Genomic DNA, 26,140 nt, shown 5'->3' with positions numbered 1-26,140 from the left:
GCGCGGTCGCTCATCATTGAGTGGCCTCGATAGAGGTTTTCTCATTTTTGTTGAGAGTTTTTTGGTTATTTGTTGAAACGGGCGACCTAGTTTTACATAATTAAGGTAGGCGTCAGTTGCATTGTTCCCTATGCCAGCATATTTTATATGAAACTAGTAGAAGGGAAGGGTGTTTGAAATGACCAAAGGATTCGATTGCTCGACGCCACTAACGGCGCAAACGGCAGCGGCTTTCTTCAAGGATGGTTACAGGTTCGTTGCCAGATATCTCGTTCCGAGCGGATTTAAAGCATTAACGAAAGCGGAAGCGCAGACCATTTCGGAGGCGGGTTTGCAAATTGTCTCCGTTTTTGAAACGACGGCGAGCCGAGCGCTCGGCGGACGCACTGCCGGACTAGAGGACGGGGCTACAGCCTTACAGGTAGCTAATGCGGTTGGTCAACCAGCAGGCAGTTGCATTTACTTCGCGGTTGACTTTGACGCCACCGTAGGGCAAATGCCGGCAGTCCTTGCTTACATCCGAGCTGCGAGTGAAGCGACTCCAGGTTATTTTACCGGTGTATACGGTTCTTATGACGTTGTCGAGGCGGTACGCGCGGCAGGCGCTTGTTCTCGATTTTGGCAGACATATGCCTGGAGCAGAGGCAGCAAGTCGACCTTCTTGAATCTGTACCAATTCGAGAACGATGTGACGGCTCATGGCATCGGCGTGGACTTTGATGAATCTTACGGAAATGAAGGTTGGTGGCAATTGCAAGCGAAACCGGTAACCTACCCGCTATCCGTTCAAGACGCCAATATTCTTATTCCATTTCTTGCAGCCGGATATAATGCAACCAATTCTTCAGCCGCTCGTGACGAATTCCATCGTATGGCAAATGAGCTGCGTAAAGCGTCCGGCCAGCCGGAGGAATAAAAAAGCCTGCTCGCTAGTTGTATGCACACGCTGGCCAGAGAGCAGGCTTTCATCATTGAATTTCTGCGCTGCGTATGTACCAGCGCGCCTCTGGCGAGACTCTTTCAAGGTGAAAGAGGACTCGCCTTTTTCGCGTCGCGTTCGAGTCTTCCGGCGTAGCCGAAACGTCTACCGCGGCGTCTAGCTTCAGGAGCTGGGATGTATCCAGCTCCGGGAATTTGGACAATCTGCGCATAGTTCGCATATGCACAGCTTGTTCTTGCCCGGTGGTGACTTGCAGCAGTTGCAGGTCACCTTGATTCGCCGCGGTGATCCATACGTCGATCAGCGCCCAAGGCGAGAGCTTGCTGACGTATTCGTCCAGCAAGCCGGCGGCCCGGTGCACCATGACCTGGTGCGCCGGATCACTGGAACGGGAGCGATGGGTGACGCTCCCGAGGAAATGGATGCAGAAATGACCGTTGAAGTCATTTCCGGGAATGCCATCTCCTCCGTGCGGCATGCCATGCATAGAACCGGCCAGCGTACGGCCATTCAACTTCACGAGGACCGCTCTGCGGTCCCAGCTCCAGGCGCCGCCATAAATGGTTTTGAGCGTTGCGGAGTCGGTCTTCGTGAGCGGCTGCACATCCGCATGACTGGAGCCCGCGCGGCGCTGACCCTCAAAGCTAAGACCGCTCTCGATGTCAGTGATCGTAAATTTGCTGTATTTAGGCAGCACCTTGCTGGCCTGCTCCCAAGGGAGCAATTCCCCATAGTGCTTAGATCTTAGCGTTTGTACCTGAATGGACAACCGTTCCTGCATACGAGGAGGAACCTGCAGAATGATTTTTCGGGAAAGATCAACGACCTCGCCTTTGGCGGTAACCCCAAAGTTCCAGGTATGCCCATTCTTTTCAAAAGAAAGGGTGGTATCGGGGAGCAATGGCTCATCGAACGGAGCTCCGGGTACGCCTGCTTCGAGTTCCTTTATCATTTTTTTGTCGGTAAACTTGGCTTCAGTCTGATAGGTGGACCGGTTCGTCGCTTTAACGATAAGTCGCAAAGGGACGGCACTTGCGGGATCTTCTTTCAATTGTAAGGAGCTATTCGCAGCAACGCTGCCCGTTTGCAAACCGGTTGTCAGCAGGGGGAGCAGCATAAATACGAAGAACAGCTTTCTGAGCAAGCTGTGTGCTCGGAATCGATACATAATTAGGCGTCCTCCTGTAAGGTATCTACGAAGCAATGGATGGAGGCCTTGCATTCAGGCTCCACAGTCAAGTTTTTACTTAAAATGACTAAATTATGAACCGAAAAAAGACATATCGAAACGGCAAATAAAAGAAAAATGGTACATGCCCATCAAATTAGATTTGTGCTAAAATAGCTGAAGTATGTTGTCAAATAATCAAGCAAACATGTAAGTGAGGTCAGGAAACGACATGTTAACGAAAAACCAGCTAAGTTTAACGGTTACTATTACAATTATTGGACTTGCTATCGCATATTTGTTGCATGTTCCTTTAGTTTTCGGCTTTGTATTGGGTCTTTTTACATTAATTGCATTTAGTTTGCGGAGCGGGACAGCATGGTCGGTTATTGCGAGAAATATGTGGATTGGGATAAAACATACCAAAGAAGTAATCTGGATACTTGCACTTGTAGGCCTGGTCATCCCTACTTGGACAGCCAGCGGAACAATTCCTTACATGATTGATAAGGGAATATCATTCATTAATCCTAGTTATTTTCTTACTTTTTCATTTCTGCTCTCGGCTATAATTTCGATGTTGTTGGGGACTTCTACGGGCACCCTTAGTTCAGTTGGCATTCCTTTGGTCGGGATTGGTCTTCTGCTGCAGATTCCTCTCCCTCTGGCAGCAGGTGCATTGGTGTCCGGAGCCTTTGTTGGTGATCGAACATCTCCGTTCTCAAGCGCTAATCAACTAGTTGCAGCCTCCGCAGGTGTATCCGTAAAAACGCAATTCCAATCCCTACTGCCAACAACCGTTGGCGCTCTGGTTCTCTCGATCGTTTTTTTCTTGTCCAAAGATTTAAGCGGAAGCTGGCACTACAGTGAAATCGCTTCTCTTAAGCCGCAATTCGACCGGGGATATCATTATACGCCTTGGCTTGTGCTGCCCGTACTTATTTTGCTTAGCTCCATATTGCTACGTTTGAAGTCAAAATATGGCTTCCTGCTTTCGATAGCATTTGCGATTGTCCTAGGTACCCTCCTACAGCATATAGGCTTTCGTGATTGGCTTCATTACATATGGCTGGGCTACCAATCCACTACAATCGCATCGCTGCATACTAAGGGACTATCCAGCATGATAGAATTGATTGTTCTGATTGGTCTGGCAGGCGCATATAACGGTATACTTGAAGAGAGTCGCGTTCTTCAGCCTTATATGCAAAAATTGCTAGGCGATAAGTCAAGCACGCTTTTCGGGGCTACTGTGCGGACGTCGCTACTTGGGCTTGGTCTGGGGCTGGTTGCCTGTACGCAAACGCTGCCCATTATGATGACGGGACGAAGCTTGTTGCCGTTCTGGGAGAAACGTTATCTTCGAAGTCATCTCGCTCGTGTCGTCGCGGATTCCAGCTTGATCTTTGCTGCAATGGTCCCTTGGAATATGCTAGCTATTGTTTGTGGAACCATAGTTGGCGTACCGGTCGAGCAGTATGTAATATGTGCACCTTTTCTTTGGGCATTGCCAGTTTGTACGTTATTATGGTCGTTTTGGATAGGACAAAAACAAAGTCAAAAAGAAATGTTGAAAAAATGTTGACATTCATCTTGATCCTTGGTATATTACTAATTGTCCTCAAAAACGACTTGTTAGCTCAGCTGGGAGAGCACCATCTTGACAGGGTGGGGGTCAGTGGTTCGAGCCCACTACAGGTCATACATCTTATCAGAGCGAAAAGCCTTGTAAATCAGGGCTTTTTCTTTTTGTCCGTTTGATTTGAAGGTTTAGGAGTAGATCCGAATCTTTCAAGTGTTGCAGGTTTGATCCCAAGAAATGAAGTAAGGGGAGGGAGAAAAAGAGAGACGATAGAGGAAGTTTTAACGAAGTCGCCTTTTTACGATGAACATAATTAGCTTTTCTATAAAATGAAATAGAACTCCGGTAACGATACCTGTTACTAATCCTGTAATGATGTATGTTCCTAAAAATTTTTGGCTAGACCCAGGAACACCCCCAATTATAAGTCCGAAAAAGAATCCAGTAAGTTTGTACTCTAATGGATTACCTTTACGTGCGATTACACTGTAATTAAATGCGTGCCACATTGCGAAGCTGTAAGCAGCAGGGAAAAATAATGTTGGATTTTCCATAAATAACAAATTGGCCTTTTTAAAATTCCCTGAAAAGACGTAAAAAATGATACTATTCAGTTTAGCACGAATCAAGAATAATACACTATAAACCATAAAAGCTAACCCAATGATTTTGTTGCCTAGATAAAGATGGCCTAAACCCGGCATAGCAATAGACCAAATTAATGCAATAAATTTATTTTTATGAGTTGTTTCTTCTTGGATCATTTGTATAGGTCCTTCCAAAGTTTTATTTGTTATAGAATCCCCAGAGTACCCCGGTTATAAACCTCATCCTATTTGTAAAATAATAAAGGAACAGTGCTTTTCACTGTTCCCTGACAGGGTACCAAGGTAAACCTACAAGGTTGAGCACTGCCGATAACACGAGCAGCAATAACCTGCGAGCAGATCCAGGAATCAGAGGGTTTCTTGTCCAACTGATCAATATTAAATCAGGCTGCTGAACAGCTTTGACACGAGCCATTCCTCTCACCTCGATTCTTTTTAAATTCTATATATAAAATGCGCAGTAGATTTATAATGTGCTAAAAAAGGCGGGGTTGGTGATGAATTAAAAAGGAGTTTCCCTAGAAATGAAATTTAGACCTACAACGGTGTGAGGTTGTAAGTCTAATTTTCTATATGAAAAGAAGGAGAAAAAAAGGTTCGTTATTAGAATAGCTAATGCAGATTAACCCAACCTTAAAAATAAATAATAATTGCGTGAAAGAAGAGTGCACGAAAATAAAGAGCAGAAGATGAAACAAAAGAGTTTATGATCAATACTAATAAACAAAACCCCGTAGCCTAAAAAAGCTGCGGAGTTTCTCTACGTGCTTGTTTCTTGTCCACTTTTTCCCTGAGTCAATGCGTTTGACGCTCGGGATGGCATATTTCTTGAATTAAAGGCGACATGAAAGCAAGTTCATTTTGAAAGTTAATTTCTATGTAATGATCAATGGTGTCTAATACTTCGCTTAATCGCCATTGACTAAACATGATATCATTCTGAACGGCATTATATTTATTTTCTAGTTTGCTTATTTTGAATCCTCTGTAATTATCGTAGATTGTTCTCATTATTCCATCTCCTTCACTTTGATGTATATATTAAATTAACACCAAATGAGAATTAATGGAAGAGGTGTAAATTGAGAGAATATGTCTATTCGTGACAGTTTCGTTGAAGATTTTTTATTAGACTTTCATCTTCCAACGATTTATGGTAACTTGTTAATCATTAGAGCATGGGAGGAACGAAGGAAATGGCTAAGCAGCAACATAGATGGAATTTGCGATTAAAAAGCAGTAACGTTTATTTGGGGACCGTTTATTTGGGAGATCCTCTCCCGGAAGTGGAAGATGTGATCATGATCGGCGATAAGAAGTACACGATTCTGGAGCTTGGCAGCTCAAAGGATGCAGGCGATGTATTTGTTGAAGAAGTGAAAAAGAAGTGATGATTGGATGAAGCGCCAGCCTAGACGGTAGAATCCGTTAGGTGGCGCTTTTCTTATTTTAGGGGTTAGGTAATATTGTATAGGGAGGCAAGACAATCCACGAACATTCGATTGTATTCCTCACGGGTGTAATCCTTGTTGCAAGCGATGTCTCTTCCTAGAAATTGAAACCAGGTGATTTCGGTTGCTTCTTTTTTGTACACGAACTTTTCGTGTTGAATGAGAAAGGTCTCGTTTTCAAAATAGGGCACGTTGTCGAATTGAAGCTCGGCTTCGCCAACTTTCTCACTAACCAATGTGGCCAAGAGAATAAGCATCCGGTAGGGGTCACGGAAAATTTCATATTGTTCGGTCACGCTAAGCTCTCCTTTAAGTTACGTCGTAAGGCTATCATACTAGAAGCAACTTACGATGAAAATGGCTTGGAGCAAACTAGTGAGAATATTGAAGGATTTCAAGATGATTTCGAAGAAAAAGGAAAAGACTGTTATTCACTCTAAGGAGGATGGAGTGATACAGTCTTTTTGTGCTTGCTCCTACATCAAAGGATTAGCGTTTGAAGCTGGACAGTTGTTGTTCAGCGATTTGCACCAATCGCTTGGTGATGTTGCCGCCAATGGCACCAGCATCACGAGTAGCTAAGTTACCGTTGTAGCCATTTGGGGAGAGAGGAACACCAATTTCCTGAGCGACTTCTAACTTTAGTTGATCCAATGCTGCCTTTGCTTGTTGCACGACTAAAGTGTTGTTGTTAGCCATTCAAAATCATCTCCTTTTTTTTGGTACACTAGTATTATTTGAATGTTCAGATTATTTATACGCTTCATTTTAAAAAAATTACAATTGTGCTTTTTCCTACATTTCAACATAAATAAACCCCCTCTAATGAAGAGGGGGACACTTGTATATTAAGAATTATTCTTCTTCGGATTCCGAACTTTCCTCAGCTGCTGCAGCTTCCTGGACAGCATCAGTTTCTTCCTCGATTGTTTCTTCGCTGACTACGTCTTCAGCGGATTCTTCGACGATTTCTTCTTCGTTCACGGATACTACTTCTTCCTCTTGGCTCATTTAGTCACCTCCTCCGATACGTATAGTATCATGATAACGCTTTCTTAATAATTGGACAAGTAGGGGGAAGGCTCAAAAATACGATTTAACAGAAACTTAATGTGATTGTCACATTACGCGAATATCCCCGTCAGATGCTGTCGGAAGATGATCTATAAAGTTGAATGCACAGCGAGAAAAGTAAGGATCCATACGATGATATCGTGTGATACATAACGTATTAAGTTTGAATGGTGCAAGGGTAGCCGTTCCGAGAAAGCTTACATAGCATGTTTTGTCCTCATTTGAATATATATGAGGCAAAGCAAAACTCAGTAGGAGGAATCCAAATGAATCGGTCCGATGTTATTTTGGAACTTCAGCTCGTGCCTGAATTGTTAAAGCAAGCCGAAGCTATTTATGTGGATGCGGTTAATGATCTGGCTTTGGCCAAGCATCAATTGTTGGCCAAAGAATGCGAGATCATCGGGGAAGGATTGGTAACGGGGAAGAACGAGCTGCAACGTCAAGCTGAGCTGTGGCTGTACACCAAAGAATTGCAGCAGCAAGTTCTACGTATGGAAGCAACTGTTGAGCACACGAAAGTTGAGTTCCATTTTTACAAACGGAAGCTGGAGAATCTACAAACGATCGCAAAGTTGATGACTATATTGTAATCATTTGGGGCTCCTGCATATCTGGAAAGAGTCTGCAATCGTGGTATTGCAGGCTTTTCTTAATTTTAATGGAAGATAACTTAAATTTTGTTCCTTCCGACGTTTACAGGTGAAACCAGTTGCGCATCCTAAGGGTAGTTTTTGTATAACGTCTAGCAACTAGGAGGAACTTTCCCATGAAGTCAATGAATATCCTAATGTCCGCCAGTTTGGCCGTGCTTATGCTTAGCGGCTGTCAATCTGCTCAAAACGTAGCGACGGCAAATGCGGAAGCTCCGCCACAAGAAATTAACGTACCATTGATTGGCACTACGGGACAAACGATAGGAACCGCTAAACTTACAGCAGTCCAAGAGGGAGTACGGATTGAGGTTCAAGCCAGCGGATTGAAGCCAGGTTTACATGGTCTGCACGTTCATGAGAAGGCTGTCTGCGAGGCGCCGACTTTTGAATCCGCAGGAGCCCACCTGAATCCTACTCATAAGCAGCATGGGTTCAACAATCCCAAAGGGTATCACGCGGGAGATTTGCCAAATATGCTCGTTGATGAGCAGGGCAACGGGAGATTCGACGCAATTTCGAAAAGTGTTGTTCTTCTTCCGGACAAGCCCAATTCATTGCTGAAACCGGGGGGCACCAGCATCGTCATTCATGAACAAGTGGATGATTATAAAACAGACCCATCTGGCAACTCCGGTAAACGCATTGCTTGCGGAGCGGTGAAATAATTGAAGGGACGGTCAGAAACAACATGATTAAGACACAGGACCTGAAATTACAAATTGACGAGTTGACCAAACAAAATGACATGGTGCTCATAGAGCTGGAACATGTTAAGAAAATGTTGATGAACACGGGGAGTTCGCAAAGCTCAGGTTACGGACAAGGCCAAAATCAGGCTCAAAACGATGACCAGAATTCCGGTCAAAATGAACAATTCTCAAACTCGAACCAACAAAGCCAAGGCCAAAATCAAGCTCAGAATCAAGGACAAAGTCAAATCCAGGGACAAAATCAGAATGCCAATCAACAAAGTTCTAATGGACAACAAGTATCGGATCTAGCGTACGAATTGTTGAAAATAAAGGATCTAGTTGAGAAGCTGGAGCAGAAAACGTCGCAATACGTAAGCAGTCAGACCAATGGTTCTTTAACCGAAAAAGATGCAGTTAATCTGGTACTTACTCTGATGAATGGTATGGTGGATTGGGCAAGCGAATTTGTTTCGTCAAAAGCCTCCTCCAACGGACAAGTACAGTAAGACAAATGTCTTCTCAATGACAAAAGAGCCGCTCGACGCGGCTCTTTTGTTCTTTTTGTCGAATTCCGATCAATTTCATCAAATTTTATTAAGATGGATTTGATCGATTTTTTAGGCGATTCGACAATATGCACTTATTTACAGAAGCTGGAATGACCGATAAAGTATAGAATAGTAAATGTTTATACATAGACAAACTATTGAAGAGGTGTGGAGTCATGAGAGAAATCGATATTAACCGCTTATTGAGCCAGCTCGGACTTTCTACTGTTGATTTTATGAAATGGCAATCCGATGAGGAGAATCGTGCCGATGTTGAGGAGACTTGCATCATCGAGACCCCAGTTGAAAAGCTCGCCGATCTGTCAGATGGATCTTCCATGGAACTTGCCTTTTAGTTTGTACGCCGCGTTTTCCACTCTTCGTATATGGATGGTATAACGATTCATTTATATTTCAACAATTAGCAGAATGGGGACTGAACCCCATTCTTTCTTTTTGTGTAGTTTATTTCCAAGGTGAAGCGGGAATGCTTGGAACTGAAGAGGACTTATCGGAGGTGTAATCATCAAGTTGAAGACAATCGTCCTAATCCCTGCCTACAACGAGGAAAAGAGTATAGCAAATGTAATTATTTCGGTAAAAAGCGCGGTGCCGGAGGTAGATATCTTGGTCATCAACGATGGTTCCACGGATCGAACTTCAAGTATTGCTCGCGCGACGGAACAGGCAATCGTGATGGATTTACCCGTAAATTTAGGGATCGGCGGCGCCATGCAAACCGGCTATTTATTTGCCGAGAGGAATGGTTATGAACTGGCCATACAAATCGATGCTGACGGACAGCATGATCCTTGCGAACTTTGTAAACTCATTGAGCCCATCTTGAACCATCAAGCGGATTGCTGCATCGGCTCCCGATTTTTGCAAAAGACCGACTACCGTTCCGGCTTAGGCCGAAGAATCGGGATCTGGTTTTTTACATGGATGATTCAGTGGATGATTGGCAAAACCTATACGGATCCAACCTCTGGTTTCCGCGCTGTGAATCGAGGGATCATTCAATTATTTGCTGCCTATTACCCTGAAGATTATCCGGAAGTTGAAGCGATAGTATTGCTTGAGCGGCAGAAATTCCGCGTGCAGGAAGTATCGGTTGTGATGCATTCGCGGCAAGCGGGCCGTTCATCGATTACGCCTTTGAAGTCGCTGTACTATATGATCAAAGTTTCCATAGCCGTATGTGTAACAAGAATCCGCAATGTGAGTTGATGAAAATGAATATATATATCCTGGCCATAACTTTTTGTTTGATGTTTTTATTTATAACGATAGAGTTAATTCGACGTCAAAAGCTTCAAGAGCAGTATGCGATCCTATGGTTAATCCTAGGATTCATTATGGCACTATTCAGCATGTTTCCGAATATGCTCAGTCAAATCTCGCGTTTGATGCGCATCTACTATGCGCCTTCTTTGCTATTCCTGGTAGGCTTGCTGTTTTCCCTCGTATTTATCATGCATTTAACCATTGTCATTTCCAAACTTCACCGTAAACTGACGAGACTTGTCCAAGAAGTGGCCTTGCTCCGGGAGCAGGTAGGAAGAGAGGGATCGGAATGATTCAAGTAACGCCGCTTGCTATCGTCTTGATGAATGTGTTTTTGCTTGTTGGCGGACAAATATTGTGGAAGCTGGCATTAAGCCGAACGCCGCTAACCGGGTTGGACAACCTAGGTATGGTTCTGTTGCAACCTTACTTATTGCTTGGCTGCTTGCTTTATGGAGTTGCAACCCTATTATGGTTTGTAGCGCTTAGCCGCTTTGATCTCAGCCGCGTATATCCGTTGCAATCTATTGCATATGTCATTGGGGCGCTTTGCGGTCTGCTCGTGTTCAAAGAAACGTTTTCAACCTCACAATGGATGGGGTTAGTACTGCTTGTTGGCGGCGCTTGGATGCTAGCTAGATAGGGAGTGAGGGATTCATGAAAAAAGGAACTTTGATTGGGCTTATGCTTCTATTGGGGGTCGCCTTGTATCTAAGACTTCATTATGTTCTCGAAGCTGAGTATGCACCTTTGGAATGGGATCAACTGGAGTATACGAAAACAACGATTCAACTTCTGGATAAAGGCATATATGCATACCGCGATACGATACCGAATTCGCTCGTCACACCTGGATGGCCGATTCTTTTAGCGGCGATATTTAGCTTAACTGGTTATGATCGGCTTGAGTCCGCTTTAATGGTCGTTCGAGTGCTGAACTGCTTCATAGCGCTGGGGGCAATTACATTCATTTATTTGCTGGGCTGCCGCTTGTTTCATCCTCTAACGGGGCTACTGGCAGCAGGTTTTGCTGCGATCTATCCTTCCTATGTATGGTCGGCTTCACTTATCCTAACGGAAGTACCATTTTTGACTGCTTTTACGGGTATGCTCTATATGCAAGTGCGGATCATTCAGGAGAATAAATGGAGGGACCATCTTTGGATGGGTTTGTTGCTGGGGGTCTGTGTGCTAATTCGGCCCAATTCGCTCCCGATGGCCGTCATTCCTTATTTATTCCTTTGGATCAAAGAGAAGAAATTGGATATGAAGCCCGCCATGCTTGCCGCCGCTTCGTTCGCTTTCGTTATGCTGCCATGGTGGATTCGAAATGCGCTAACGTTTCATGAGTTTATTTTCATCGCCAAAGGAGAAGCAGGCAATCCGTTCCTGGGCGGAACGGACCCTTACTTCCAAGGCACGATTGATTGGAACCATATCGACAAAGATCATCAGTTTGCTGAAGGCGTCAAACGGATTCGGCAAGGGTTCAAAGAGGATCCGATTCTATGGATCAAATGGATGACTATTGGAAAATTGCTCATCTTTTTCAAAACGATGTGGGTGGGGCCTTACCCATTTTCCGTGCCGGCGTGGTATGCAAATTTGTTATTGAAACTGCATAATGACCTGATCGTCATTGGCAGTTTAACGCTGTCCTTGTTGAGCTGGAGAAACCATTCCATCCGCTTTTTGGCAGTTAGCTTTCTGGTTTTTTTAGGTGTGCATATGGTGTTCATCCCCGTTGATCGATATCTGTATGCGATGCTTCCGTTTCTTATGTTGGGAACAGCTTACTTCTTGACGCAGATCGGGTTTCTGGTGCGATACGCCTGGACTACATCTCTAATGCCGCGGAAGGGGATTTAAACATTTGTTTTGCACAGTATTCGATAATGTCGCTTCTGCGCACGATGCCAATGAACTTATCGGAATCGTCAACGACAGGAACGAAGTTTTGTACTTTAGCAAGCTCGATTAGATCATCCATTTCGGCATGGATGTGAACGGGCTTATTTTTCATGCGCAGCGGCACTTCTTCCAGGAGATGGCGATGAGCGTTTTCAAAGCCTACGCCTTCTGAGTTTTTAAGGAACCACAGCAGGTCGCCTTCCGTCACAGTTCCGACATAAAGTCCCTCATCAGAAAGTATGGGTACAGCCGTATATCGATGAAATTCCATACGCTCTAGCGTTTGGCGCAGCGTCGTTTGTAAAGTCGTAGTTATGACTTCGGATTTAGGTAAAAGGAAAAATGCAATATTCATTCGTTAACACTCCTTAGAGTTTTTCGGTAAGAAAAACGTTCTACGTAAAACAGGGGGGGTTACCTCCTCCATTGTATCAAAAAAAGCGAATAGAATCTAAACCTGCGATGGATTCTATGTGAGAGGTGATTTTATGAATCGAGCTTTAACGACCGCGTTAATCGGAATAGGTGCAGCACAGGCGGCGAAAATACCTATCACATATGCGAAGACGAAAGAGTGGGATTGGTCCCAGCTCATACAAACAGGAGGCATGCCCAGTTCCCACTCTGCAGGCGTATCCGCACTGGCAACCTATATTGCTTTAAAACGAGGGGTATCGGCTATTGATTTTGCTGTGAGCTCTGTTTTCGGGGCCGTTGTCATGTACGACGCAATGGGCATTCGGCGGGCTGCCGGGGAAATAGCCATCGAAGTGAATGATTTGGATGAGCAGGTGGAGAGACTTGCACGCCAGTATCCGGGGCTCTATCATGCGCGCAGACGCAAAGAGCTCAAAGAGCGGCTAGGTCATTTGCCAACGGAAGTGCTGGGCGGAGCTTTGTTGGGTATGGCTGTTGGTGCTTTTAGCTATTTGCTTGAGTGGCGAAACAAATAAAGCGTATAGACAACTTTTTGAGAATGGGATAAGATCAAGAAACGTTCTCAGAAAGGATGAAAGTCAATATGGAAATGATTCGTGTCACAACGATAGAAGAGCTGGAAGCATGTTTTGAAGTACGTATGAAAGTGTTTGTGGAGGAGCAACAGGTCCCTGAGGAATTGGAAATGGATGAAAAAGATGAATCCCCGGCTGCCTGCCATCATGTTCTCATGGTAGATGAAGAAAGGCCTGTTGCAACAGCCCGTTGGTACTTCTATGAGGATAAGACAGCAAAGTTTCAGCGTGTTGCCGTCTTGAAAGAGTACCGCGGCAAAGGACTGGGTAAGCAGCTTATTTTGGAAATGGAGCAGCAAGCTCGCGAGTTGGATGCCCAATTTGCGATATTGGACGCTCAATGCCAAGCGGAAGGATTTTATAGCCAGTTAGGCTATAGGGTGATTTCGGAAGAGCCTTTTTATGATGCCGATATTCTTCATGTAAGAATGAAAAAGCCACTTTAACTAGAAGCGGCTTTTTCGTAATTCATATCTTCTTCTGTAGCAAGCGGAAACATGATTATGAAGCGTGCGCCTCGACCGGGCTCGCTTTCCACTTCCAGCGTACCTTGATGATCCTGCACGATTTTATGGCAAATGGACAGTCCCAGTCCCGTTCCGCTTTCTTTCGTCGTATAGAAGGGATGAAATATCTTTTCAAGGAGATCAGTTGAAATCCCAGGTCCATTATCTTCAATAATCAAGGTCGCGTTCTTTTGATCGCGGCTTAATTTGATTTGAATGATACCGCTTTCTTCCATCGCTTCACAAGCGTTTTTCACCAAATTCAGCAGCAACTGTATCATCTTATCCTGATCCATCAACATAAAAATCGGTTTAAAAGATTCGCTGTAGTGAATTTCATGTCCGAGTCGGGTAGCCTCTGATTCCATTAGCGAAATTATTTTCAATACACATTCGTGAAGTGAATGGACGCGGAATTGGGTCGAGTGCGGTTTGGAGAATTGGAGGAATTCAGCCGTTAAATCACTCATACGATCGATCTCATCCATAATCATCGAGTACCAATTTTCGATATTGTAGCCGTTTGCTTTTGAAATCTGTAGAAAGCCCCTTACGGTAGTCAAAGGATTTCTAATTTCGTGCGCCATACCGGAAGCAAGTTCTCCGACGACGCGAAGTTTCTCCGAACGAAGCATATGTTCCTCGCGCTTGAGCCAGGTTTCGCGTTTTTTCATAAATAAATTATGTTCCGCAAGTAAAATCAGATCATCCTTCGTCAACCCTTCCGAGGGATAGGCTGCAATTCCGTATGTAATTTGAATGCCGGTCAATTTCGGCAGCTCAGAATCAAGCTGCAGTTTGTAAGAAATGGAAGAGGGTTGGTTATCCTTCGCTAGCGGCATCACAACGGCGAATTCATCGCCGCCGTATCTTGAAATGAACAACGCGTCAGAAAATAAAATTTTGAGCAGTTCCGCGATTTGCTTCAAAATTAAGTTCCCCGCTTGAAAGCCGCGAGTCGTATTCATTGACTTCAAGTCGGTGCAATCGATCAGGATAAGGACCAAACCTTGCTTTTCCTCGATCAATTGTTTCAATCGGTGGTGGCATTCCTCATAGTTATACAGACCTGTTAATGAATCTTGTTTAGAAAGCAAAACTCGCTCTTTCCTGAGAATTTCGGTCTGCTTAATCGACGTGTGACTCTTTCTGGTTAACAGTGCAGCCGCAATGAAATGGAGTACGCTTGTAACTTCGTAAAACCTGAACAAATATTGAGATCCATGATCCCATACAAAGTAAGCGGTGATTATAAAAGTCAGAGCGTGGAAAGTGGCTAAGCTCCATGACCTTATCGGGCTGTCTTCCAAATAAATATCACGCGACAAGGTAAGCAAGTATAAGGGCAAAATGAGATTAAGTTGACTTGCCCAATGAAAGCAGCATATGAGCAGAATGCGTATCCATGGCATGACGGAAGAATAACGGCCAGCATGCAGACTGACTACAAATAGAATACAGGACAGAATGAGCAAAATCGGGTTGATCGCAGATTGCGAAACATTCGCATAAACGGTAAAAATGATAGCATAAGCATAAAGAATCCAGTTGATTACCACCGTATCATCTCCTGAGTGCAAGCATGACGGTATTTACACCCTTGTCATATGTTCTCTATTGGCGTTAAAATCCCTTCAACAAATTCGTAAATAATAGGAAATAATCACGGATTTTCTCGAAAAAAGAACCTGCTGGAACATTTCCTGTGCAGGCTCTGGTATATCTGTTAAAAAGTTGGTAATTGATCTAGATTATTGTTCGGATCGCCGTCTGCATCAGAACGCAAATGCTCATCTCCATCGCGTCCCCTAAACACATTGACATGTTCGATCTGCCCGGCTTTTGCCATCTGTTGAGCTTGCTTGTAATCGACAACAGTTCCTGAGGACAGCTGGAGCTGAATAATATCGCCATCGCCATTTTTTCTGACAGCGACGACTTGTTCTTTGTTGTTTGGATTCATAACAATCACCTCCACAGCTTAGTATGGAAGCCAAAGGACATTATTATTCAGACAGCGCTAGAATTTGATACTGTTCGATAAAAGTCATACTGCCCGTTTGACCGATGAAGGAGGGCATTTTATCATCATAATGCATTAGATAAATGCGTTTCTGCACATCGACCGGTAACGTAAGCAATTCGGATAGAGTTGCGTGAATAGCGCCTTGACCGGTTAGTTGGCAATCATGAAGGATCGTATGACATTGTCTTTTCTGAACCACTTCATGTAAAAGCAACTCTGCGTCGAAACGGATATCTGCGCTATAAAACGTTTGGCCATTAATGAAAAGAGAGTAGCTGATTTTGCGGAGAATATGTTGCGTAGGCATGAATTCGATGGCGAGGCCTGGCAGTATTTCCGTCTGCTTGTTCTCTTCAATTCGTATCACATCAAAATAATCATCGAGAGAGTTAAAACCTTCTTCGGGATTGAACATGCCGCCTTTGAGTGTATTCTCCCAGAGAACGTCGGCCAGAGGCTCGGTAAGAAAGAGCTTGATTCGCTTTTTGTTGTACTGATACAACAAGCGAAATGCGACTTCTTCCAATCCGCCGACATGATCGGCGTGGATATGGGAAATGACGATTCCATCGATTTGATCGGGTGCAATTCCGATTTCATGCAGCGATTTTGGCGTATTAAATCCACAATCGATGAGTATCTTGGCATGTTCCGTCATAACCATGGCGCTTGTGTTGTAATAGGTTTTGGCAAAAGCGCTGCCGGTTCCAATCATTTGAATATGCAAACTCATTCAGCCGCCTCCATATTTCGACAAAAATCATCTTTTTCTAATGTAGCATGGGAGCTTGCCGAATTTCAACCATTATGTGAATTCACTTTAGAAGCGGTTAGGGCAGTGATATAATGAGCATAGCGAGAATTAGTTATACTAATCTTATGTTACGAAACAAGTTTTGCCTTGGCAAAAGCTGTTAGGAGGCTTTAAAGATGTCTTTTACATTTACATCCCATTTGCATGCGATTTCTCTGATCGGGTCTTTAGTCGCGGCGCTAATGGTCATGTTCGTCCGAATGCGTGCGTCCGCGAAGCCGGTCAATACGATGAAAATTATTATGCCGCCTATTGGCATGACAACAGGATTTCTGATGTTTGTGGCGCCGATGATGCGAATCCCTGTCCTATGGGGGATTGCAGCTTTTATGGTGGGTGCGGTACTTTTTGCTTATCCGTTAATTCGTACGTCGAAGTTTTATGTGCAAGACGGTCAAGTTTATATGAAACGATCGAAGGCATTTATAGGGATATTGCTCATTCTATTGATCATTAGACTTGCTTTGCATGGATATGTAGAAGAGTTTGTCTCCATTTATCAGACAGGAGCCTTATTTTTTATTTTGGCTTATGGCATGCTGCTTCCTTGGCGGGTTGCCATGTATGTTCAGTTCCAAGCATTAAGCCGAAAGAACTAGACGAAATTGGTATGCTCATAAAGAGGTGTGGTTCGTTATCATGTTATGGGTCCTAGTTTGTTTTATTATGCTTATTGCATTGGGTTTGATAGGCGTTTCCACGTATATTGGCTGGAAGCTCACACACCCGGTCCGCAAACCGATTGATGAAATTCCGGAGCAATACGGCTTGCATGCCCAAGCCATTACGTTCCCAAGCAGGATGAGGGATGTGGTGCTGCATGGCTGGTTTCTCCCCACGAAGCAGACTGCGACTTCGATGACACTCGTTATCTCTCATGGATACGCAGGAACACGTCTGGAGAAAGGTCTTCCGGCGTTAGCTCTGGCTAAATCGCTAGTGGAGGCCGGGTATAACGTATTGATGTTTGATTTTCGTAATTCGGGAGAATCCGAAGGGCATTTGACGACAGTAGGCTACTTAGAGAAAGAGGATTTGCTTGGAGCGATCGATTGGGTGAAGGAGCATGTCCCTGGTAAAATCGGATTGATCGGCTTTTCCATGGGAGGCAGCACGTCCATTCTGGCGGCTGCAGAGGAGTCAGCTGTGCGAGGCGTAGTAGCCGACAGTCCGTTCAGTCAGCTCAGCCCTTACTTACAAGCGAATTTACCGGTCTGGTCCAAGCTGCCGCGCTTCCCATTTACCCCGCTAATACTAGCGATATTGCCTCGATTGATAGGTATACACCCTCGTGATGTTGATGCGCTTAAAGCGGTCGATCAATTGTATCCGAGGCCTGCGCTGTTCATACACAGCGAGGACGATTCTGCGATACCTTGGTCCAATAGTGAAGCGATGTGGAGCAGGCATCCGGATGTTTTCGAAATATGGCTTACGCAAAAAGCTGCGCATGTAGGTTCATACAAACTGCAGCCTGAAGCGTATACGAAACGGGTTCTTTCTTTTTTTTCAAAATTGTAAAAACAACGCAACTCTTCTTAACCTTTGGAGTATAAAAATGCAGACACAAGATTACTAACGAGAGCTGGAGGTTAAGAGGATGAAAGTTCAGCGTATATTTGCGTTGATGCTGGTGTTTTTTGTTCTAAGTACGGCTGCAGTGGTGGCCTCATCGATATGGGGGGATTATAAGGGGTTTAATATTGCTCGCTTGGTCGTCAATGACACTACTGCGGAATTTGGCGATTCAGATGTCCCACCGCTTATTGTTGACGGCAAGACCGTCCTGCCGCTTCGTGCTGTAAGCGATGCGCTGCAAGCGTTAGTAAAGTGGGATAACTCGAACAAAACCGTATCGTTGTACAAACCGAATGTGCATATGTTCTTTACGACAGAAGTTCGCAAAGATTCGGCAATCGTGCCTTTCGGTGTCGTCGAGCAAGGCAAGCAAGCGGATTTCATCGTTTTTGCCCAAGTTGACAACTTAAAAACGAGCATTAATTCCGTGCAAGTTTCCGTAATCTCTCCAAGCGGCAAGAGTGTCGTGACGCCGGTTGTCAAATCGATCAATGAATCCAAGGAATCATTCTGGCTGAAGGTTCCGCTCTATGGCGTATCTTTTGATGAAGCCGGTACATACGTAGTGAAGTTTGCCATGAAGCAAAGCGGAGCTTCCGACTACTCCGTGGTATCCGAGAAGCAAATTCAATCGGAATAGGACTTCCTTTCCAAGATGTGGTTTGACCTCTTTATATGAAAATGTTAGGATAATTGGGTAACCAATTATTAAACGAAATGAGGTTCTGCCTGTGAGCGATCATAAGCACGATCATGTGCACGGCCCGGACTGTGACCACGATCACGAGCATGGAGAAGATATTTTTATCGTTACCGACGAGAACGGTGAAGAACATGAGATGGTAATGGTGTATACATTCCAATCTCAAGAGCAGGCATATGCCGTTTTGCTCGATCGAAACGATCCTGAGGCAGATGGTGTCATTTTCCGTATTGAAGAAGAGGATGAAGAGGCCTATCTGGTCAATATCGAAGATGAAGCCGAATGGGAACGCGTCGTGACCATTTATAATGAAATCGTAGCTCAAGAAGGCGAAGAGTAGGATCTATACATAAGAACCCCCTTTCAGATCTAATCTGGAAGGGGGTTTCTGTTTGACTGCTATTTATTTCCTAGGGTTGAAATACATGATTCTGCCATTAAATAGATGAAGTTCAGCTTTCAATTGTTTGCCGAGATATTTGCAAAACTCATTGCCTTTGCTCTTGTCCCCGTGGGTAGCATCATCCGGCAAAACAACTTGGACAAAGTGGCGTTCTTCCTCTTGGTTCCGCTCGCTGCCGACGCCGACGACAATATATTTATACAGCGGGTTTTTGCCTTTCAGGTAAAACCATTTGCCTTCGCCTTCCGGCTTCGTCTCAATCGTATAGGGAAATCCGGCATCATCGTATTCCCATCCCAATTGTTTAGCGGTAAGAGACAGTTGTTCTCTGTAATGGAGCAGCTTTTCTTTCAGCTCTTCCAAGGATAAAGCAGGGACAGCGGAGCCTGATACAAATTTAATATAGGCGCTTTGAGCCATAACCTTGATCACCTCATCATGACTAAACATCACCATCATCATAGCATCATGTAAACGGTTTTACAATATTTTCCCTAAGAGATTTCGTTATAAAACTGGCATCGTAAGTATGGTCTAAGGAAGCAAGCAGACTAGAAGATTGCCTGCGTTTCTACGATAACTTTCACATTTTGCACGCTGCGGTCCTCGGGGCCTTTCACAGGCAGACCGACCTCCACATGCTCGACGATGTAGTCAATCAACTCTTGTGTAATAACCTCGCCAGGCAGCAAGATAGGAATCCCTGGCGGATACACATAAATAAATTCGGCGATAATGCGGTCAGCCGCATCCTTGAACGGGATCGTTTCGGTCTCGCCGTAGAACGCATCTCGAGGTGTCAGCGTAAGTTGCGGAATCGCCGGTATTTTGATGACAACCTCTTTAACATCGACAACATCATCGTTGACATGGGAGAGCTTGCGTAAAGCATCCAGCAAAGTATCCACGTTCTCCTGCGTATCACCGGGTGTAATCAGGCAAAGGATATTGTACATATCGCTCATTTCCACTTCAATGTTGTAGTGCTCGCGCAGCCAATTCTCCGCTTCAAAACCGGTGATGCCAAGCTTGCGAACATGGACGCAGATTTTAGTAGGATCATAGTTGTAAGTGGCTTCTTCACCAAGAATCTCTTCACCGAAGCAGTAAAGATTAGTAATTTCATTAATTTGTTTTCTCGCGTATTGCGCGAGTTCGATGGTCTGTTCAGCCATGGCGCGGCCATTGAGAGCGAGATGCCTGCGTGCCGTGTCTAATGAACCCAGTAAGATATAGGAGGTAGACGTGGTAGTCAGCATACTGATGATCGTTTGAATGCGCTTTGGATTCACGCGATTGCCCTGCACATTGAGTACGGAGCTCTGAGTCATTGATCCGCCCAACTTGTGTACGCTTGTTGCGGCCATATCTGCTCCGGCTTCCATCGCAGACATCGGCAGTTTCTCGTGAAAGTGAATCAGTACGCCATGTGCCTCGTCGACAAGGACAGGCATGTTATAACTGTGAACAAGATCAACGATCTCTTTGAGATTCGTACAGACGCCATAATAGGTAGGGTTAATGACCAATACCGCTTTAGCGTCAGGGTGCTTTTCAAGGGCTCTGCGTACGGAACGAGTCGGGATTCCGTGGTCGATCCCGAGATTTCTATCGCGGGCAGGCTGGATGAAGACAGGCTTAGCGCCAATGAAAATAATCGCTGCAAGGACGGATTTGTGCACGTTGCGAGGCACGATAATTTTATCGCCTTCCGAGCAGACGGTCATAATCATCGTCATGATGGCACCGCTTGTTCCTTGTACGGAGAAGAATGTATGATCGGCACCGTAAGCGTCGGCAGCAAGCTTCTGAGCGTCCTCAATCACGCCCATTGGTTGATGTAGGTCATCCAGAGGTGCTATATTGATGAGATCGATGGACAGGGCGTTGTCCCCAATAAAGGAACGAAACTCGGGGTCCATGCCGACTCCTTTTTTATGGCCAGGAATATGGAACTGAATCGGATTTTTCTCGGCATGCGCCAGCAGTGCGGAGAACAGGGGGGTACGGGTATGATCCACCTGATTATCGCTTCCCTTCTATCGTGGATTGCTTGTCGATCTTTGCAACAAACAAAAAAAGTATAACAAAATAGAAATTACATGCAAGCTAAATTTTTGAAAATAGTTTGCGTTAAATACGGCAAAACTAACAGTAACCATATAAAAAAATGGAAAAGGAGGCGTAATTCCGTGAATCCACTGCAAAAATGGCAGCAAAAACGATTGTTTTCACCGTTTGTGCTGGAATTGTTGGTGATTATGTTTGTTGTCGAATTTGTGAAGGGAGCTCTGCTTCTGACCATTTTACCTGTTTATATGAAAACGATGCTTGGCGCGTCCGCCTTTATCATCGGCTGGACATTAGCTGCTCAATACATAGGAGATAATGTGCTGCGTACGCCGGTGGGTTGGATTATTGACAGGATGGGTTACCGAACTACGATGCTTACCGGTGTTCTGCTCACTTTTGTCTCTGTGATTCTCATCGCGACAACCTCTCAATATATATGGACAATCGCCGGTAGTGCGCTGCTTGGTTTAGGTACGGCGCCGTTATGGCCATGTGTGATTACCGGCACAACTGAGGTTGCAGGAGAGGAATCGAAAGGAACGATCATGAGCGTTGTTTATATGGCTTGGTTGTCGGGCACAGGCTTAGGGCCAGTTGTCATTAATTTTTTCATAAAAGACAACAACTACAGCATGGCTTTCCGTTTGCTGATTGGATGTATGACGATTGTCGTGCTTGTATCCTTGTTACTGCCGAGAAAGCCAGGAGTCACTGGAACGAAGCATGAGAATGTTCAGCGTACAGCTCAGGCACACACCTCTCTCCTGCAGAAAATAACCGCGTATTTGGGCGAAGTACGCCGTTCCATGAATGTAAGCCCGCTAATGTTCCCGGCTATGTTCGCGCAAACGTTCGCTCTTGGAATCTTGTCGCCAATCCTGACGCTTTACGCAAAAGAAGAATTGAAGTTGACTTCCTTTCAGTTCAGCATGTTTCTTATCGCAGGTGGTGCAATTACGGTTATTTGCCTGGTCCCAATGGGCAAACTGGTAGATCGGTTCGGCATACGCCCGTTCTTGATTGCAGGCTTCTCCATCAGTGCGGTTACGCTGCTGTTCTTCACATTCGTACGGTCCATGGGACTGCTCTATGTAATGGTGGCTGCTTTAGGAGTTGGCTATGCATTCATCATACCATCATGGAATGCGCTTATTGCATCGGCGATCCCTCCGGAGAAAAGAGGGGCCGTTTGGGGCTTTTTCTTAACCATAGAAGGATTAGGTATGATTGTAGGACCAATCGTATCAGGCAAGCTGTGGGATGTATATGGCTATCACGCACCTTTTTTAGTGAGCGGTTCTTGCTTGATCATACTGCTCGTTCTTCAAATGTTCATTTCCATCGGAAAAAAAGGTGTGGTACGATAGTGGAAAAAGTTTCATTTGGAGGATAGACAAGCATCATGAATAAACAAATAGGTATCATCATGCTGCTGCTGATGACCATATTTATTGGGTTCGGGATCATCATCCCGGTTCTTCCGGAAGTCGTCAAAGGTGCAGGTGCCGAATATCATAATGCACTCTTGCTTTCGGTATACTCAGCGGCTTCATTTCTCATGTCGCCGGTATGGGGAGCAATATCCGACCGCATCGGACGCAGACCGATTATATTAATCGGATTGATAGGATTCTGCATTAGTTTCCTTATATTCGGATTTGCCAACGATCATTTGTGGATCATGTATGTGTCCAGAATTTTTGGCGGGTTGTTCTCCGGCGCGGCTACCGCTTGCGCAGTCGCTTATGTGGCCGACATTACGACAGTTGAGAACCGTACCAAAGGTATGGGGATGGTCGGCATGTCGATTGGTTTAGGCTTTATCTTCGGCCCGGCTATCGGCGGTATTTTGAGCCGCTCTTGGACAGCGCTTCCGTTCTTTGCCGCATCCGGTTTAGCGCTTGCTTCTTTTTTATTCGCTTTTGCGATTTTAAAAGAATCGTTGCCCGAAGAACGACGCACCGCGGTGAAGGAAGTCAAACCATCCAGATGGTCCGCGTTCTCTGGTGCTTCTAAGTATTTATATGTGCTTTCGTTTTTCGTTTCTTTTACTTTAGCTGGATTGGAAGCAACGCTGCAATATTTTCAAATGGCCAAAATCGGCGCCACACCTTTTGATATTGGCATGATGTTCCTGGCCAGCGGCATCGTTGGCGCCCTTATTCAGGGCGGCGTCGTTAGACGCTTGGTCAAAAACGGCGCCGAGCAACGAGTCATCGCGATTGGCTTGTTATTATCGGCAGCGGGTTTCTTCCTGCTGCTGTACTCATCCAGCGTGCTTACCGCCGCGCTGTATCTTTCGATCTTCGGCGCCGGCAACGCGCTCATCCGCCCTTGTGTGACGTCGCTGATTACACAGCGGACGAAGGTCGGGCAGGGCGTTGCCACAGGCCTCAGCTCCTCGATGGACAGCCTGGGCCGCATCGCCGGCCCGCTCCTCGGAGGAGCGGTCTTCGCGGTAGCGCACTCGCTGCCGTTCATCATCGGCGGCGCGCTCTGCCTGGCAGCGACACTGCTGCTGCTGCGTTTCGTGCTCCTGGACCGTCAGAACGCGGTCCAGCAAGCCGCCTGACATGCTCAAAAAAGCTGTACATCCGCTCCTCTGAGAGGAGCGGGTGTACAGCTTTTTTTCATGCATGAGCCGGCGAGGTTTCACGGCTTGCGCGGCGCCAAGCCGTGCATAATGAAATCGATCGTGTACTCGATTTCCTGCGGTTCATTCCATTCCGATTCCGGTACTAGCAGGAATCGGGACAGGATAAGCCCGATAATCGTTGATGCAATCAAACGCATCGTGGTAGCTGGAGGCAGTTCAACAAGCTGCCCTTCAGCTTGAAAATGACGAATGACTTTATAGGCGCGTTCAAGCACGGACTTCGCGACATTCTCTTTGAAACTCTCTTTGAGCTCCGAATGGAAGGGGATCTCATGCAGAAATATTTTAAGAATAGGGAAATGTTTGCGGGCAAATTCCATACGGTTCAGCGTAACGGCCCGTAAGAAATCCTCTACTTTTTGATAATCGGCATCCAAAACTTTTGTAAAATCCTTGACCGCGAACGGTGCGATCAGTTTTGTCATAATGGGCACAACGATAGAGAGAAGGAGCTCTTTTTTCGTTTTATAATGACGAAAGATCGTACCTTCGGCTACTCCCGCTTTTTGCGCGATTTCACTGGTCGAGGAACCCGCAAACCCTTTCTCAGAGAAAATTTCCACAGCCGCTTGAACGATTCTTATTTGTTTGTCCGTCATTTTTTCTTCTTCATCGTTGATGCGCAGCAGTTCGCTCAGCCATGGCTCTGTGTCGGGCATTGCATTCACCTCCTTTGATGCTCTCATTATATCTTACGGTGCTTTCGAAGCGCTACGATGTTCAGTATCATGAAACATAAGGTGAAAGCGGCCAGCACGAGGACATCGAGCCAGATCCGATCCCAGCCGGCTCCGCGAATCATAATATTCCGAAGTGCTTCAGCCCCATATTTTAGCGGCATAATGACGCCAATCCAGCGCAGATAGACGGACATCGTATCCAGGCTGAATAAGCCGGAGAAGAATACTTGCGGTACAATGATCAGCGGAATGAATTGAATCATTTGAAATTCATTATTGGCAAACGCCGATATCAGGGTTCCTAAGGAAAGTGCGGCAAGCGCCAGAAGTACAGTGATGAGAAGAACGTACCAAAAGGAGCCGACAAGCATTAAGCCAAGTACACTGGTCGCGAACCAGGCGATAAGGGTGGCTTGAAGCAGGGTGAAAATGCCGAAGCCCAAAATGTAGCCGATGACAATCTCCCACCGGCGAAGCGGTGTGGCTAGGAGCCGTTCCAGCGTACCGCCGGTACGTTCGCGCAGGAAGGATACGCCAGAGAGCAGGAAGACAAAGAAAAAAACGAAAAATCCGATCAGCACCGGGCCGAAATTATCAAATGCAGCCATATCGGCCGATCCGTGCAAATAACTGACTGCGGGCTGTGGAGCGTTTAGTGCTGTTCCTGTCGTACTCTGCACGACTTTCTGGAGCAAAAAAAGGACGGCTTTATTTTTACCCGGATCGCTGCCTTCCAGTTTTATCTGTGGCACGCCGCCGCTAAAGCTGATGACAGCATCTAATCGCGTTGCTTCCAGTTCGCTTTGTGCCTGCTCCGCCGTATATACGGTGACTTTGGCATTCTGGTCCTGCAATTTCTGAATGAGTGGGGCAGGAACATCGACGACGCCGATCTTCGGTACATACGTATCGCCGTTAAATACGAGTGACATCATGAATAAAATCAGCATCGGAGCCACAAGCATCATAGCCAGCGTCCGCTTATCGTGGAAAAACTGCCGCAAAATACGAATGACAATGGCGCGAATTCTCATCCCCTAACACCCCCGTAGTAAAGAAATGCTTCTTCAATGGTAGCGGAGGAAGTCGCTTGTTTCAGTTCAGCCGGTGTGCCAACAGCGGTCAGCCTGCCGTCCCTTATCATGCCAAGCCGATGGCATTTGTCCGCTTCATCCATAACATGAGTTGTCACAAGAATGGTTGTGCCTTGAGCGCTCAGCTTCGATAACTCCTCCCAGATGGATTTTCGCAGCACAGGATCGATCCCGACCGTCGGTTCATCGAGAATTAGCACGCCAGGCTCATGGAGTAACGAAATTGCCAAAGATAATCTTCGTTTCATCCCACCGGAAAAGTTGGAGACCAATTTTTTCAAATGCTCGCTCAAATCAACAAGCTCCATAACTTCTTGAATTCGCTTTTTTCGTTTCACTCCGATCAATCCGTACAATGTCGCAAAAAACTCCATATTCTCAAATGCAGTCAACTCTGCGTACAGCGCATCCGACTGCGCCATGTAGCCGATTTTGGACAACATGCGGAGCTGTGGCATCCGTTCGCCAAGAACGTGAACAGTCCCAGCAGTTGGAGTGTCAATGCCGGCGATCATGCGGACCAATGTCGTTTTGCCGGAGCCTGAAGGACCGAGCAACCCGAAGATACGAGCCTTCGGAACTTCCAACGTAATATCTTGAAGCACAACTTTCTCGCCAAACTGTTTACTAACTCCTTGGACGTGAATCGATATGTCCGTCATCATCGTTACAGCACC

34 protein-coding genes and 1 tRNA gene are annotated in these 26,140 nt (G+C 45.5%); 20 read left to right on the top strand and 15 right to left on the bottom strand.

The annotated features are described in order from the left end of the window. Nucleotides 1-178: 178 nt before the first annotated feature. Nucleotides 179-916, top strand: coding sequence for a DUF1906 domain-containing protein (locus ACFQZT_RS24695; RefSeq protein ID WP_379304161.1), 738 nt, complete (start codon nucleotides 179-181; stop codon nucleotides 914-916). A 52-nt stretch (nucleotides 917-968) separates the two neighbouring features. Here the strand turns inward: ACFQZT_RS24695 and ACFQZT_RS24690 are convergent, their stop codons facing one another. After that, on the bottom strand, nucleotides 969-2,108 hold the full coding sequence (locus ACFQZT_RS24690) for a hypothetical protein (protein WP_379304159.1): 1,140 nt from the start codon (nucleotides 2,106-2,108) through the stop codon (nucleotides 969-971). A 232-nt stretch (nucleotides 2,109-2,340) separates the two neighbouring features. Between ACFQZT_RS24690 and ACFQZT_RS24685 the strand changes: the two genes are divergently transcribed. After that, on the top strand, nucleotides 2,341-3,693 hold the full coding sequence (locus ACFQZT_RS24685) for a Na+/H+ antiporter NhaC family protein (RefSeq protein WP_379304157.1): 1,353 nt from the start codon (nucleotides 2,341-2,343) through the stop codon (nucleotides 3,691-3,693). A 44-nt stretch (nucleotides 3,694-3,737) separates the two neighbouring features. Further along, a tRNA-Val gene (locus ACFQZT_RS24680) sits at nucleotides 3,738-3,810 on the top strand. Between the two features lie 161 nt (nucleotides 3,811-3,971). Here ACFQZT_RS24680 and ACFQZT_RS24675 read toward each other — a convergent pair. Then, nucleotides 3,972-4,454: a hypothetical protein gene (locus ACFQZT_RS24675; protein ID WP_379304155.1), complete on the bottom strand. Its 483-nt coding sequence runs from the start codon at nucleotides 4,452-4,454 to the stop codon at nucleotides 3,972-3,974. 639 nt (nucleotides 4,455-5,093) lie between these two features. Continuing rightward, complete coding sequence (locus tag ACFQZT_RS24670; RefSeq protein ID WP_379304153.1) at nucleotides 5,094-5,309, bottom strand: hypothetical protein; 216 nt, start codon at nucleotides 5,307-5,309, stop codon at nucleotides 5,094-5,096. A 185-nt stretch (nucleotides 5,310-5,494) separates the two neighbouring features. Between ACFQZT_RS24670 and ACFQZT_RS24665 the strand changes: the two genes are divergently transcribed. Further along, entirely contained in the window at nucleotides 5,495-5,689 is a 195-nt protein-coding gene (locus tag ACFQZT_RS24665) for a hypothetical protein (RefSeq protein ID WP_379304151.1), read from the top strand. A gap of 65 nt (nucleotides 5,690-5,754) precedes the next feature. On the opposite strand, the gene ACFQZT_RS24660 is transcribed toward ACFQZT_RS24665, so the two are convergent. The 3 genes from ACFQZT_RS24660 to ACFQZT_RS24650 form a co-directional block, all read right to left on the bottom strand. Further along, the gene (locus tag ACFQZT_RS24660) at nucleotides 5,755-6,045 is read right to left on the bottom strand and encodes a hypothetical protein (RefSeq protein ID WP_379304149.1); all 291 of its coding nucleotides are present in this window, start codon (nucleotides 6,043-6,045) and stop codon (nucleotides 5,755-5,757) included. 193 nt (nucleotides 6,046-6,238) lie between these two features. Continuing rightward, complete coding sequence (locus ACFQZT_RS24655; protein WP_379304147.1) at nucleotides 6,239-6,448, bottom strand: alpha/beta-type small acid-soluble spore protein; 210 nt, start codon at nucleotides 6,446-6,448, stop codon at nucleotides 6,239-6,241. Nucleotides 6,449-6,604: 156 nt separating this feature from the next. Next, complete coding sequence (locus ACFQZT_RS24650; protein ID WP_379304145.1) at nucleotides 6,605-6,760, bottom strand: hypothetical protein; 156 nt, start codon at nucleotides 6,758-6,760, stop codon at nucleotides 6,605-6,607. Between the two features lie 329 nt (nucleotides 6,761-7,089). Between ACFQZT_RS24650 and ACFQZT_RS24645 the strand changes: the two genes are divergently transcribed. From ACFQZT_RS24645 to ACFQZT_RS24610, 8 genes are all read left to right on the top strand, one after another. Beyond that, nucleotides 7,090-7,416: a hypothetical protein gene (locus ACFQZT_RS24645; protein ID WP_379304143.1), complete on the top strand. Its 327-nt coding sequence runs from the start codon at nucleotides 7,090-7,092 to the stop codon at nucleotides 7,414-7,416. Between the two features lie 176 nt (nucleotides 7,417-7,592). Continuing rightward, complete coding sequence (locus tag ACFQZT_RS24640) at nucleotides 7,593-8,144, top strand: superoxide dismutase family protein (RefSeq protein ID WP_379304141.1); 552 nt, start codon at nucleotides 7,593-7,595, stop codon at nucleotides 8,142-8,144. Between the two features lie 23 nt (nucleotides 8,145-8,167). Continuing rightward, entirely contained in the window at nucleotides 8,168-8,677 is a 510-nt protein-coding gene (locus ACFQZT_RS24635) for a hypothetical protein (protein WP_379304139.1), read from the top strand. Between the two features lie 218 nt (nucleotides 8,678-8,895). Beyond that, on the top strand, nucleotides 8,896-9,075 hold the full coding sequence (locus tag ACFQZT_RS24630) for a hypothetical protein (RefSeq protein WP_379304137.1): 180 nt from the start codon (nucleotides 8,896-8,898) through the stop codon (nucleotides 9,073-9,075). Between the two features lie 175 nt (nucleotides 9,076-9,250). After that, nucleotides 9,251-9,949, top strand: a complete 699-nt coding sequence (locus ACFQZT_RS24625) for a glycosyltransferase family 2 protein (RefSeq protein WP_379304135.1) — start codon at nucleotides 9,251-9,253, stop codon at nucleotides 9,947-9,949. 5 nt (nucleotides 9,950-9,954) lie between these two features. Next, nucleotides 9,955-10,299 carry a DUF2304 domain-containing protein gene (locus ACFQZT_RS24620; RefSeq protein ID WP_379304133.1) on the top strand — a complete coding sequence of 115 codons (345 nt, stop codon included), beginning with the start codon at nucleotides 9,955-9,957 and terminating at the stop codon, nucleotides 10,297-10,299. Beyond that, nucleotides 10,296-10,649 carry an EamA family transporter gene (locus ACFQZT_RS24615; protein WP_379304131.1) on the top strand — a complete coding sequence of 118 codons (354 nt, stop codon included), beginning with the start codon at nucleotides 10,296-10,298 and terminating at the stop codon, nucleotides 10,647-10,649. Before ACFQZT_RS24620 ends, ACFQZT_RS24615 begins: the two co-directional genes overlap by 4 nt. 14 nt (nucleotides 10,650-10,663) lie before the next feature. After that, nucleotides 10,664-11,875: an ArnT family glycosyltransferase gene (locus ACFQZT_RS24610; protein WP_379304129.1), complete on the top strand. Its 1,212-nt coding sequence runs from the start codon at nucleotides 10,664-10,666 to the stop codon at nucleotides 11,873-11,875. Here the strand turns inward: ACFQZT_RS24610 and ACFQZT_RS24605 are convergent. Continuing rightward, nucleotides 11,844-12,272, bottom strand: coding sequence for a CBS domain-containing protein (locus tag ACFQZT_RS24605; protein ID WP_379304127.1), 429 nt, complete (start codon nucleotides 12,270-12,272; stop codon nucleotides 11,844-11,846). The genes ACFQZT_RS24610 and ACFQZT_RS24605 overlap by 32 nt on opposite strands. Nucleotides 12,273-12,405: 133 nt before the next feature. On the opposite strand from ACFQZT_RS24605, the gene ACFQZT_RS24600 reads away from it, so the two are divergent. Beyond that, nucleotides 12,406-12,870, top strand: a complete 465-nt coding sequence (locus tag ACFQZT_RS24600) for a divergent PAP2 family protein (RefSeq protein ID WP_379304125.1) — start codon at nucleotides 12,406-12,408, stop codon at nucleotides 12,868-12,870. A 68-nt stretch (nucleotides 12,871-12,938) separates the two neighbouring features. Next, nucleotides 12,939-13,376, top strand: coding sequence for a GNAT family N-acetyltransferase (locus ACFQZT_RS24595; protein WP_379304123.1), 438 nt, complete (start codon nucleotides 12,939-12,941; stop codon nucleotides 13,374-13,376). On the opposite strand, the gene ACFQZT_RS24590 is transcribed toward ACFQZT_RS24595, so the two are convergent. From ACFQZT_RS24590 to ACFQZT_RS24575, 3 genes are all read right to left on the bottom strand, one after another. Next, nucleotides 13,373-14,995 (bottom strand): ATP-binding protein, encoded by a 1,623-nt coding sequence (locus ACFQZT_RS24590; protein WP_460872347.1) that lies wholly within the window; start codon nucleotides 14,993-14,995, stop codon nucleotides 13,373-13,375. The two genes, ACFQZT_RS24595 and ACFQZT_RS24590, sit on opposite strands and share 4 nt — an antisense overlap. A gap of 167 nt (nucleotides 14,996-15,162) precedes the next feature. Continuing rightward, nucleotides 15,163-15,399: a DUF3892 domain-containing protein gene (locus ACFQZT_RS24580; protein ID WP_379304117.1), complete on the bottom strand. Its 237-nt coding sequence runs from the start codon at nucleotides 15,397-15,399 to the stop codon at nucleotides 15,163-15,165. A gap of 43 nt (nucleotides 15,400-15,442) precedes the next feature. Beyond that, entirely contained in the window at nucleotides 15,443-16,195 is a 753-nt protein-coding gene (locus tag ACFQZT_RS24575; RefSeq protein ID WP_379304115.1) for an MBL fold metallo-hydrolase, read from the bottom strand. 197 nt (nucleotides 16,196-16,392) lie between these two features. Between ACFQZT_RS24575 and ACFQZT_RS24570 the strand changes: the two genes are divergently transcribed. The 4 genes from ACFQZT_RS24570 (at nucleotide 16,393) to ACFQZT_RS24555 (ending at nucleotide 18,897) form a co-directional block, all read left to right on the top strand. Next, on the top strand, nucleotides 16,393-16,875 hold the full coding sequence (locus ACFQZT_RS24570) for a CcdC family protein (RefSeq protein WP_379304113.1): 483 nt from the start codon (nucleotides 16,393-16,395) through the stop codon (nucleotides 16,873-16,875). Nucleotides 16,876-16,915: 40 nt separating this feature from the next. Beyond that, nucleotides 16,916-17,797, top strand: coding sequence for an alpha/beta hydrolase (locus ACFQZT_RS24565; RefSeq protein WP_379304111.1), 882 nt, complete (start codon nucleotides 16,916-16,918; stop codon nucleotides 17,795-17,797). A gap of 79 nt (nucleotides 17,798-17,876) precedes the next feature. Beyond that, complete coding sequence (locus ACFQZT_RS24560) at nucleotides 17,877-18,494, top strand: stalk domain-containing protein (protein ID WP_379304109.1); 618 nt, start codon at nucleotides 17,877-17,879, stop codon at nucleotides 18,492-18,494. Nucleotides 18,495-18,585: 91 nt separating this feature from the next. After that, nucleotides 18,586-18,897, top strand: coding sequence for a DUF1292 domain-containing protein (locus tag ACFQZT_RS24555; protein WP_379304107.1), 312 nt, complete (start codon nucleotides 18,586-18,588; stop codon nucleotides 18,895-18,897). 63 nt (nucleotides 18,898-18,960) lie between these two features. Here the strand turns inward: ACFQZT_RS24555 and ACFQZT_RS24550 are convergent, their stop codons facing one another. Continuing rightward, complete coding sequence (locus ACFQZT_RS24550) at nucleotides 18,961-19,380, bottom strand: DUF1885 family protein (protein ID WP_379304105.1); 420 nt, start codon at nucleotides 19,378-19,380, stop codon at nucleotides 18,961-18,963. Between the two features lie 131 nt (nucleotides 19,381-19,511). Continuing rightward, complete coding sequence (locus ACFQZT_RS24545) at nucleotides 19,512-20,981, bottom strand: aminotransferase class I/II-fold pyridoxal phosphate-dependent enzyme (RefSeq protein ID WP_379304103.1); 1,470 nt, start codon at nucleotides 20,979-20,981, stop codon at nucleotides 19,512-19,514. Nucleotides 20,982-21,062: 81 nt separating this feature from the next. Between ACFQZT_RS24545 and ACFQZT_RS24540 the strand changes: the two genes are divergently transcribed. Further along, entirely contained in the window at nucleotides 21,063-22,400 is a 1,338-nt protein-coding gene (locus ACFQZT_RS24540) for an MFS transporter (protein WP_379304101.1), read from the top strand. Nucleotides 22,401-22,435: 35 nt separating this feature from the next. Beyond that, nucleotides 22,436-23,605, top strand: coding sequence for an MFS transporter (locus ACFQZT_RS24535; protein WP_379304099.1), 1,170 nt, complete (start codon nucleotides 22,436-22,438; stop codon nucleotides 23,603-23,605). Between the two features lie 80 nt (nucleotides 23,606-23,685). Here the strand turns inward: ACFQZT_RS24535 and ACFQZT_RS24530 are convergent, their stop codons facing one another. The 3 genes from ACFQZT_RS24530 to ACFQZT_RS24520 are packed head-to-tail and all read right to left on the bottom strand — an operon-like array spanning nucleotide 23,686 to nucleotide 26,125. Then, on the bottom strand, nucleotides 23,686-24,348 hold the full coding sequence (locus ACFQZT_RS24530) for a TetR/AcrR family transcriptional regulator (RefSeq protein ID WP_379304097.1): 663 nt from the start codon (nucleotides 24,346-24,348) through the stop codon (nucleotides 23,686-23,688). Between the two features lie 26 nt (nucleotides 24,349-24,374). Next, nucleotides 24,375-25,403, bottom strand: a complete 1,029-nt coding sequence (locus ACFQZT_RS24525; protein WP_379304095.1) for an ABC transporter permease — start codon at nucleotides 25,401-25,403, stop codon at nucleotides 24,375-24,377. Further along, a complete protein-coding gene (locus ACFQZT_RS24520; RefSeq protein ID WP_379304203.1) occupies nucleotides 25,400-26,125 on the bottom strand; it encodes an ABC transporter ATP-binding protein in 726 nt (241 codons plus the stop codon). Before ACFQZT_RS24520 ends, ACFQZT_RS24525 begins: the two co-directional genes overlap by 4 nt. Nucleotides 26,126-26,140: the final 15 nt, after the last annotated feature.

This window comes from Paenibacillus sp. GCM10027628 (assembly GCF_042676385.1).
GTDB lineage: Bacteria > Bacillota > Bacilli > Paenibacillales > NBRC-103111 > Paenibacillus_E.
Note: the sequence above shows the minus strand (reverse complement) of the source record. Positions and strands in the feature narration are given on the sequence as shown.

What these genes read in the sequence shown, in the direction of transcription:
- ACFQZT_RS24695 (WP_379304161.1), top strand. Translation starts at nt 179, where the DNA reads ATGACCAAAGGATTCGATTGCTCGACGCCACTAACGGCGCAAACGGCA.
- ACFQZT_RS24690 (WP_379304159.1), bottom strand. Translation starts at nt 2,108, where the DNA reads ATGTATCGATTCCGAGCACACAGCTTGCTCAGAAAGCTGTTCTTCGTA.
- ACFQZT_RS24685 (WP_379304157.1), top strand. Translation starts at nt 2,341, where the DNA reads ATGTTAACGAAAAACCAGCTAAGTTTAACGGTTACTATTACAATTATT.
- ACFQZT_RS24675 (WP_379304155.1), bottom strand. Translation starts at nt 4,454, where the DNA reads ATGATCCAAGAAGAAACAACTCATAAAAATAAATTTATTGCATTAATT.
- ACFQZT_RS24670 (WP_379304153.1), bottom strand. Translation starts at nt 5,309, where the DNA reads ATGAGAACAATCTACGATAATTACAGAGGATTCAAAATAAGCAAACTA.
- ACFQZT_RS24665 (WP_379304151.1), top strand. Translation starts at nt 5,495, where the DNA reads ATGGCTAAGCAGCAACATAGATGGAATTTGCGATTAAAAAGCAGTAAC.
- ACFQZT_RS24655 (WP_379304147.1), bottom strand. Translation starts at nt 6,448, where the DNA reads ATGGCTAACAACAACACTTTAGTCGTGCAACAAGCAAAGGCAGCATTG.
- ACFQZT_RS24650 (WP_379304145.1), bottom strand. Translation starts at nt 6,760, where the DNA reads ATGAGCCAAGAGGAAGAAGTAGTATCCGTGAACGAAGAAGAAATCGTC.
- ACFQZT_RS24645 (WP_379304143.1), top strand. Translation starts at nt 7,090, where the DNA reads ATGAATCGGTCCGATGTTATTTTGGAACTTCAGCTCGTGCCTGAATTG.
- ACFQZT_RS24640 (WP_379304141.1), top strand. Translation starts at nt 7,593, where the DNA reads ATGAAGTCAATGAATATCCTAATGTCCGCCAGTTTGGCCGTGCTTATG.
- ACFQZT_RS24635 (WP_379304139.1), top strand. Translation starts at nt 8,168, where the DNA reads ATGATTAAGACACAGGACCTGAAATTACAAATTGACGAGTTGACCAAA.
- ACFQZT_RS24630 (WP_379304137.1), top strand. Translation starts at nt 8,896, where the DNA reads ATGAGAGAAATCGATATTAACCGCTTATTGAGCCAGCTCGGACTTTCT.
- ACFQZT_RS24620 (WP_379304133.1), top strand. Translation starts at nt 9,955, where the DNA reads ATGAATATATATATCCTGGCCATAACTTTTTGTTTGATGTTTTTATTT.
- ACFQZT_RS24615 (WP_379304131.1), top strand. Translation starts at nt 10,296, where the DNA reads ATGATTCAAGTAACGCCGCTTGCTATCGTCTTGATGAATGTGTTTTTG.
- ACFQZT_RS24610 (WP_379304129.1), top strand. Translation starts at nt 10,664, where the DNA reads ATGAAAAAAGGAACTTTGATTGGGCTTATGCTTCTATTGGGGGTCGCC.
- ACFQZT_RS24605 (WP_379304127.1), bottom strand. Translation starts at nt 12,272, where the DNA reads ATGAATATTGCATTTTTCCTTTTACCTAAATCCGAAGTCATAACTACG.
- ACFQZT_RS24600 (WP_379304125.1), top strand. Translation starts at nt 12,406, where the DNA reads ATGAATCGAGCTTTAACGACCGCGTTAATCGGAATAGGTGCAGCACAG.
- ACFQZT_RS24595 (WP_379304123.1), top strand. Translation starts at nt 12,939, where the DNA reads ATGGAAATGATTCGTGTCACAACGATAGAAGAGCTGGAAGCATGTTTT.
- ACFQZT_RS24580 (WP_379304117.1), bottom strand. Translation starts at nt 15,399, where the DNA reads ATGAATCCAAACAACAAAGAACAAGTCGTCGCTGTCAGAAAAAATGGC.
- ACFQZT_RS24575 (WP_379304115.1), bottom strand. Translation starts at nt 16,195, where the DNA reads ATGAGTTTGCATATTCAAATGATTGGAACCGGCAGCGCTTTTGCCAAA.
- ACFQZT_RS24570 (WP_379304113.1), top strand. Translation starts at nt 16,393, where the DNA reads ATGTCTTTTACATTTACATCCCATTTGCATGCGATTTCTCTGATCGGG.
- ACFQZT_RS24565 (WP_379304111.1), top strand. Translation starts at nt 16,916, where the DNA reads ATGTTATGGGTCCTAGTTTGTTTTATTATGCTTATTGCATTGGGTTTG.
- ACFQZT_RS24560 (WP_379304109.1), top strand. Translation starts at nt 17,877, where the DNA reads ATGAAAGTTCAGCGTATATTTGCGTTGATGCTGGTGTTTTTTGTTCTA.
- ACFQZT_RS24550 (WP_379304105.1), bottom strand. Translation starts at nt 19,380, where the DNA reads ATGGCTCAAAGCGCCTATATTAAATTTGTATCAGGCTCCGCTGTCCCT.
- ACFQZT_RS24540 (WP_379304101.1), top strand. Translation starts at nt 21,063, where the DNA reads ATGCAAGCTAAATTTTTGAAAATAGTTTGCGTTAAATACGGCAAAACT.
- ACFQZT_RS24535 (WP_379304099.1), top strand. Translation starts at nt 22,436, where the DNA reads ATGAATAAACAAATAGGTATCATCATGCTGCTGCTGATGACCATATTT.
- ACFQZT_RS24530 (WP_379304097.1), bottom strand. Translation starts at nt 24,348, where the DNA reads ATGCCCGACACAGAGCCATGGCTGAGCGAACTGCTGCGCATCAACGAT.
- ACFQZT_RS24525 (WP_379304095.1), bottom strand. Translation starts at nt 25,403, where the DNA reads ATGAGAATTCGCGCCATTGTCATTCGTATTTTGCGGCAGTTTTTCCAC.
- ACFQZT_RS24520 (WP_379304203.1), bottom strand. Translation starts at nt 26,125, where the DNA reads ATGACGGACATATCGATTCACGTCCAAGGAGTTAGTAAACAGTTTGGC.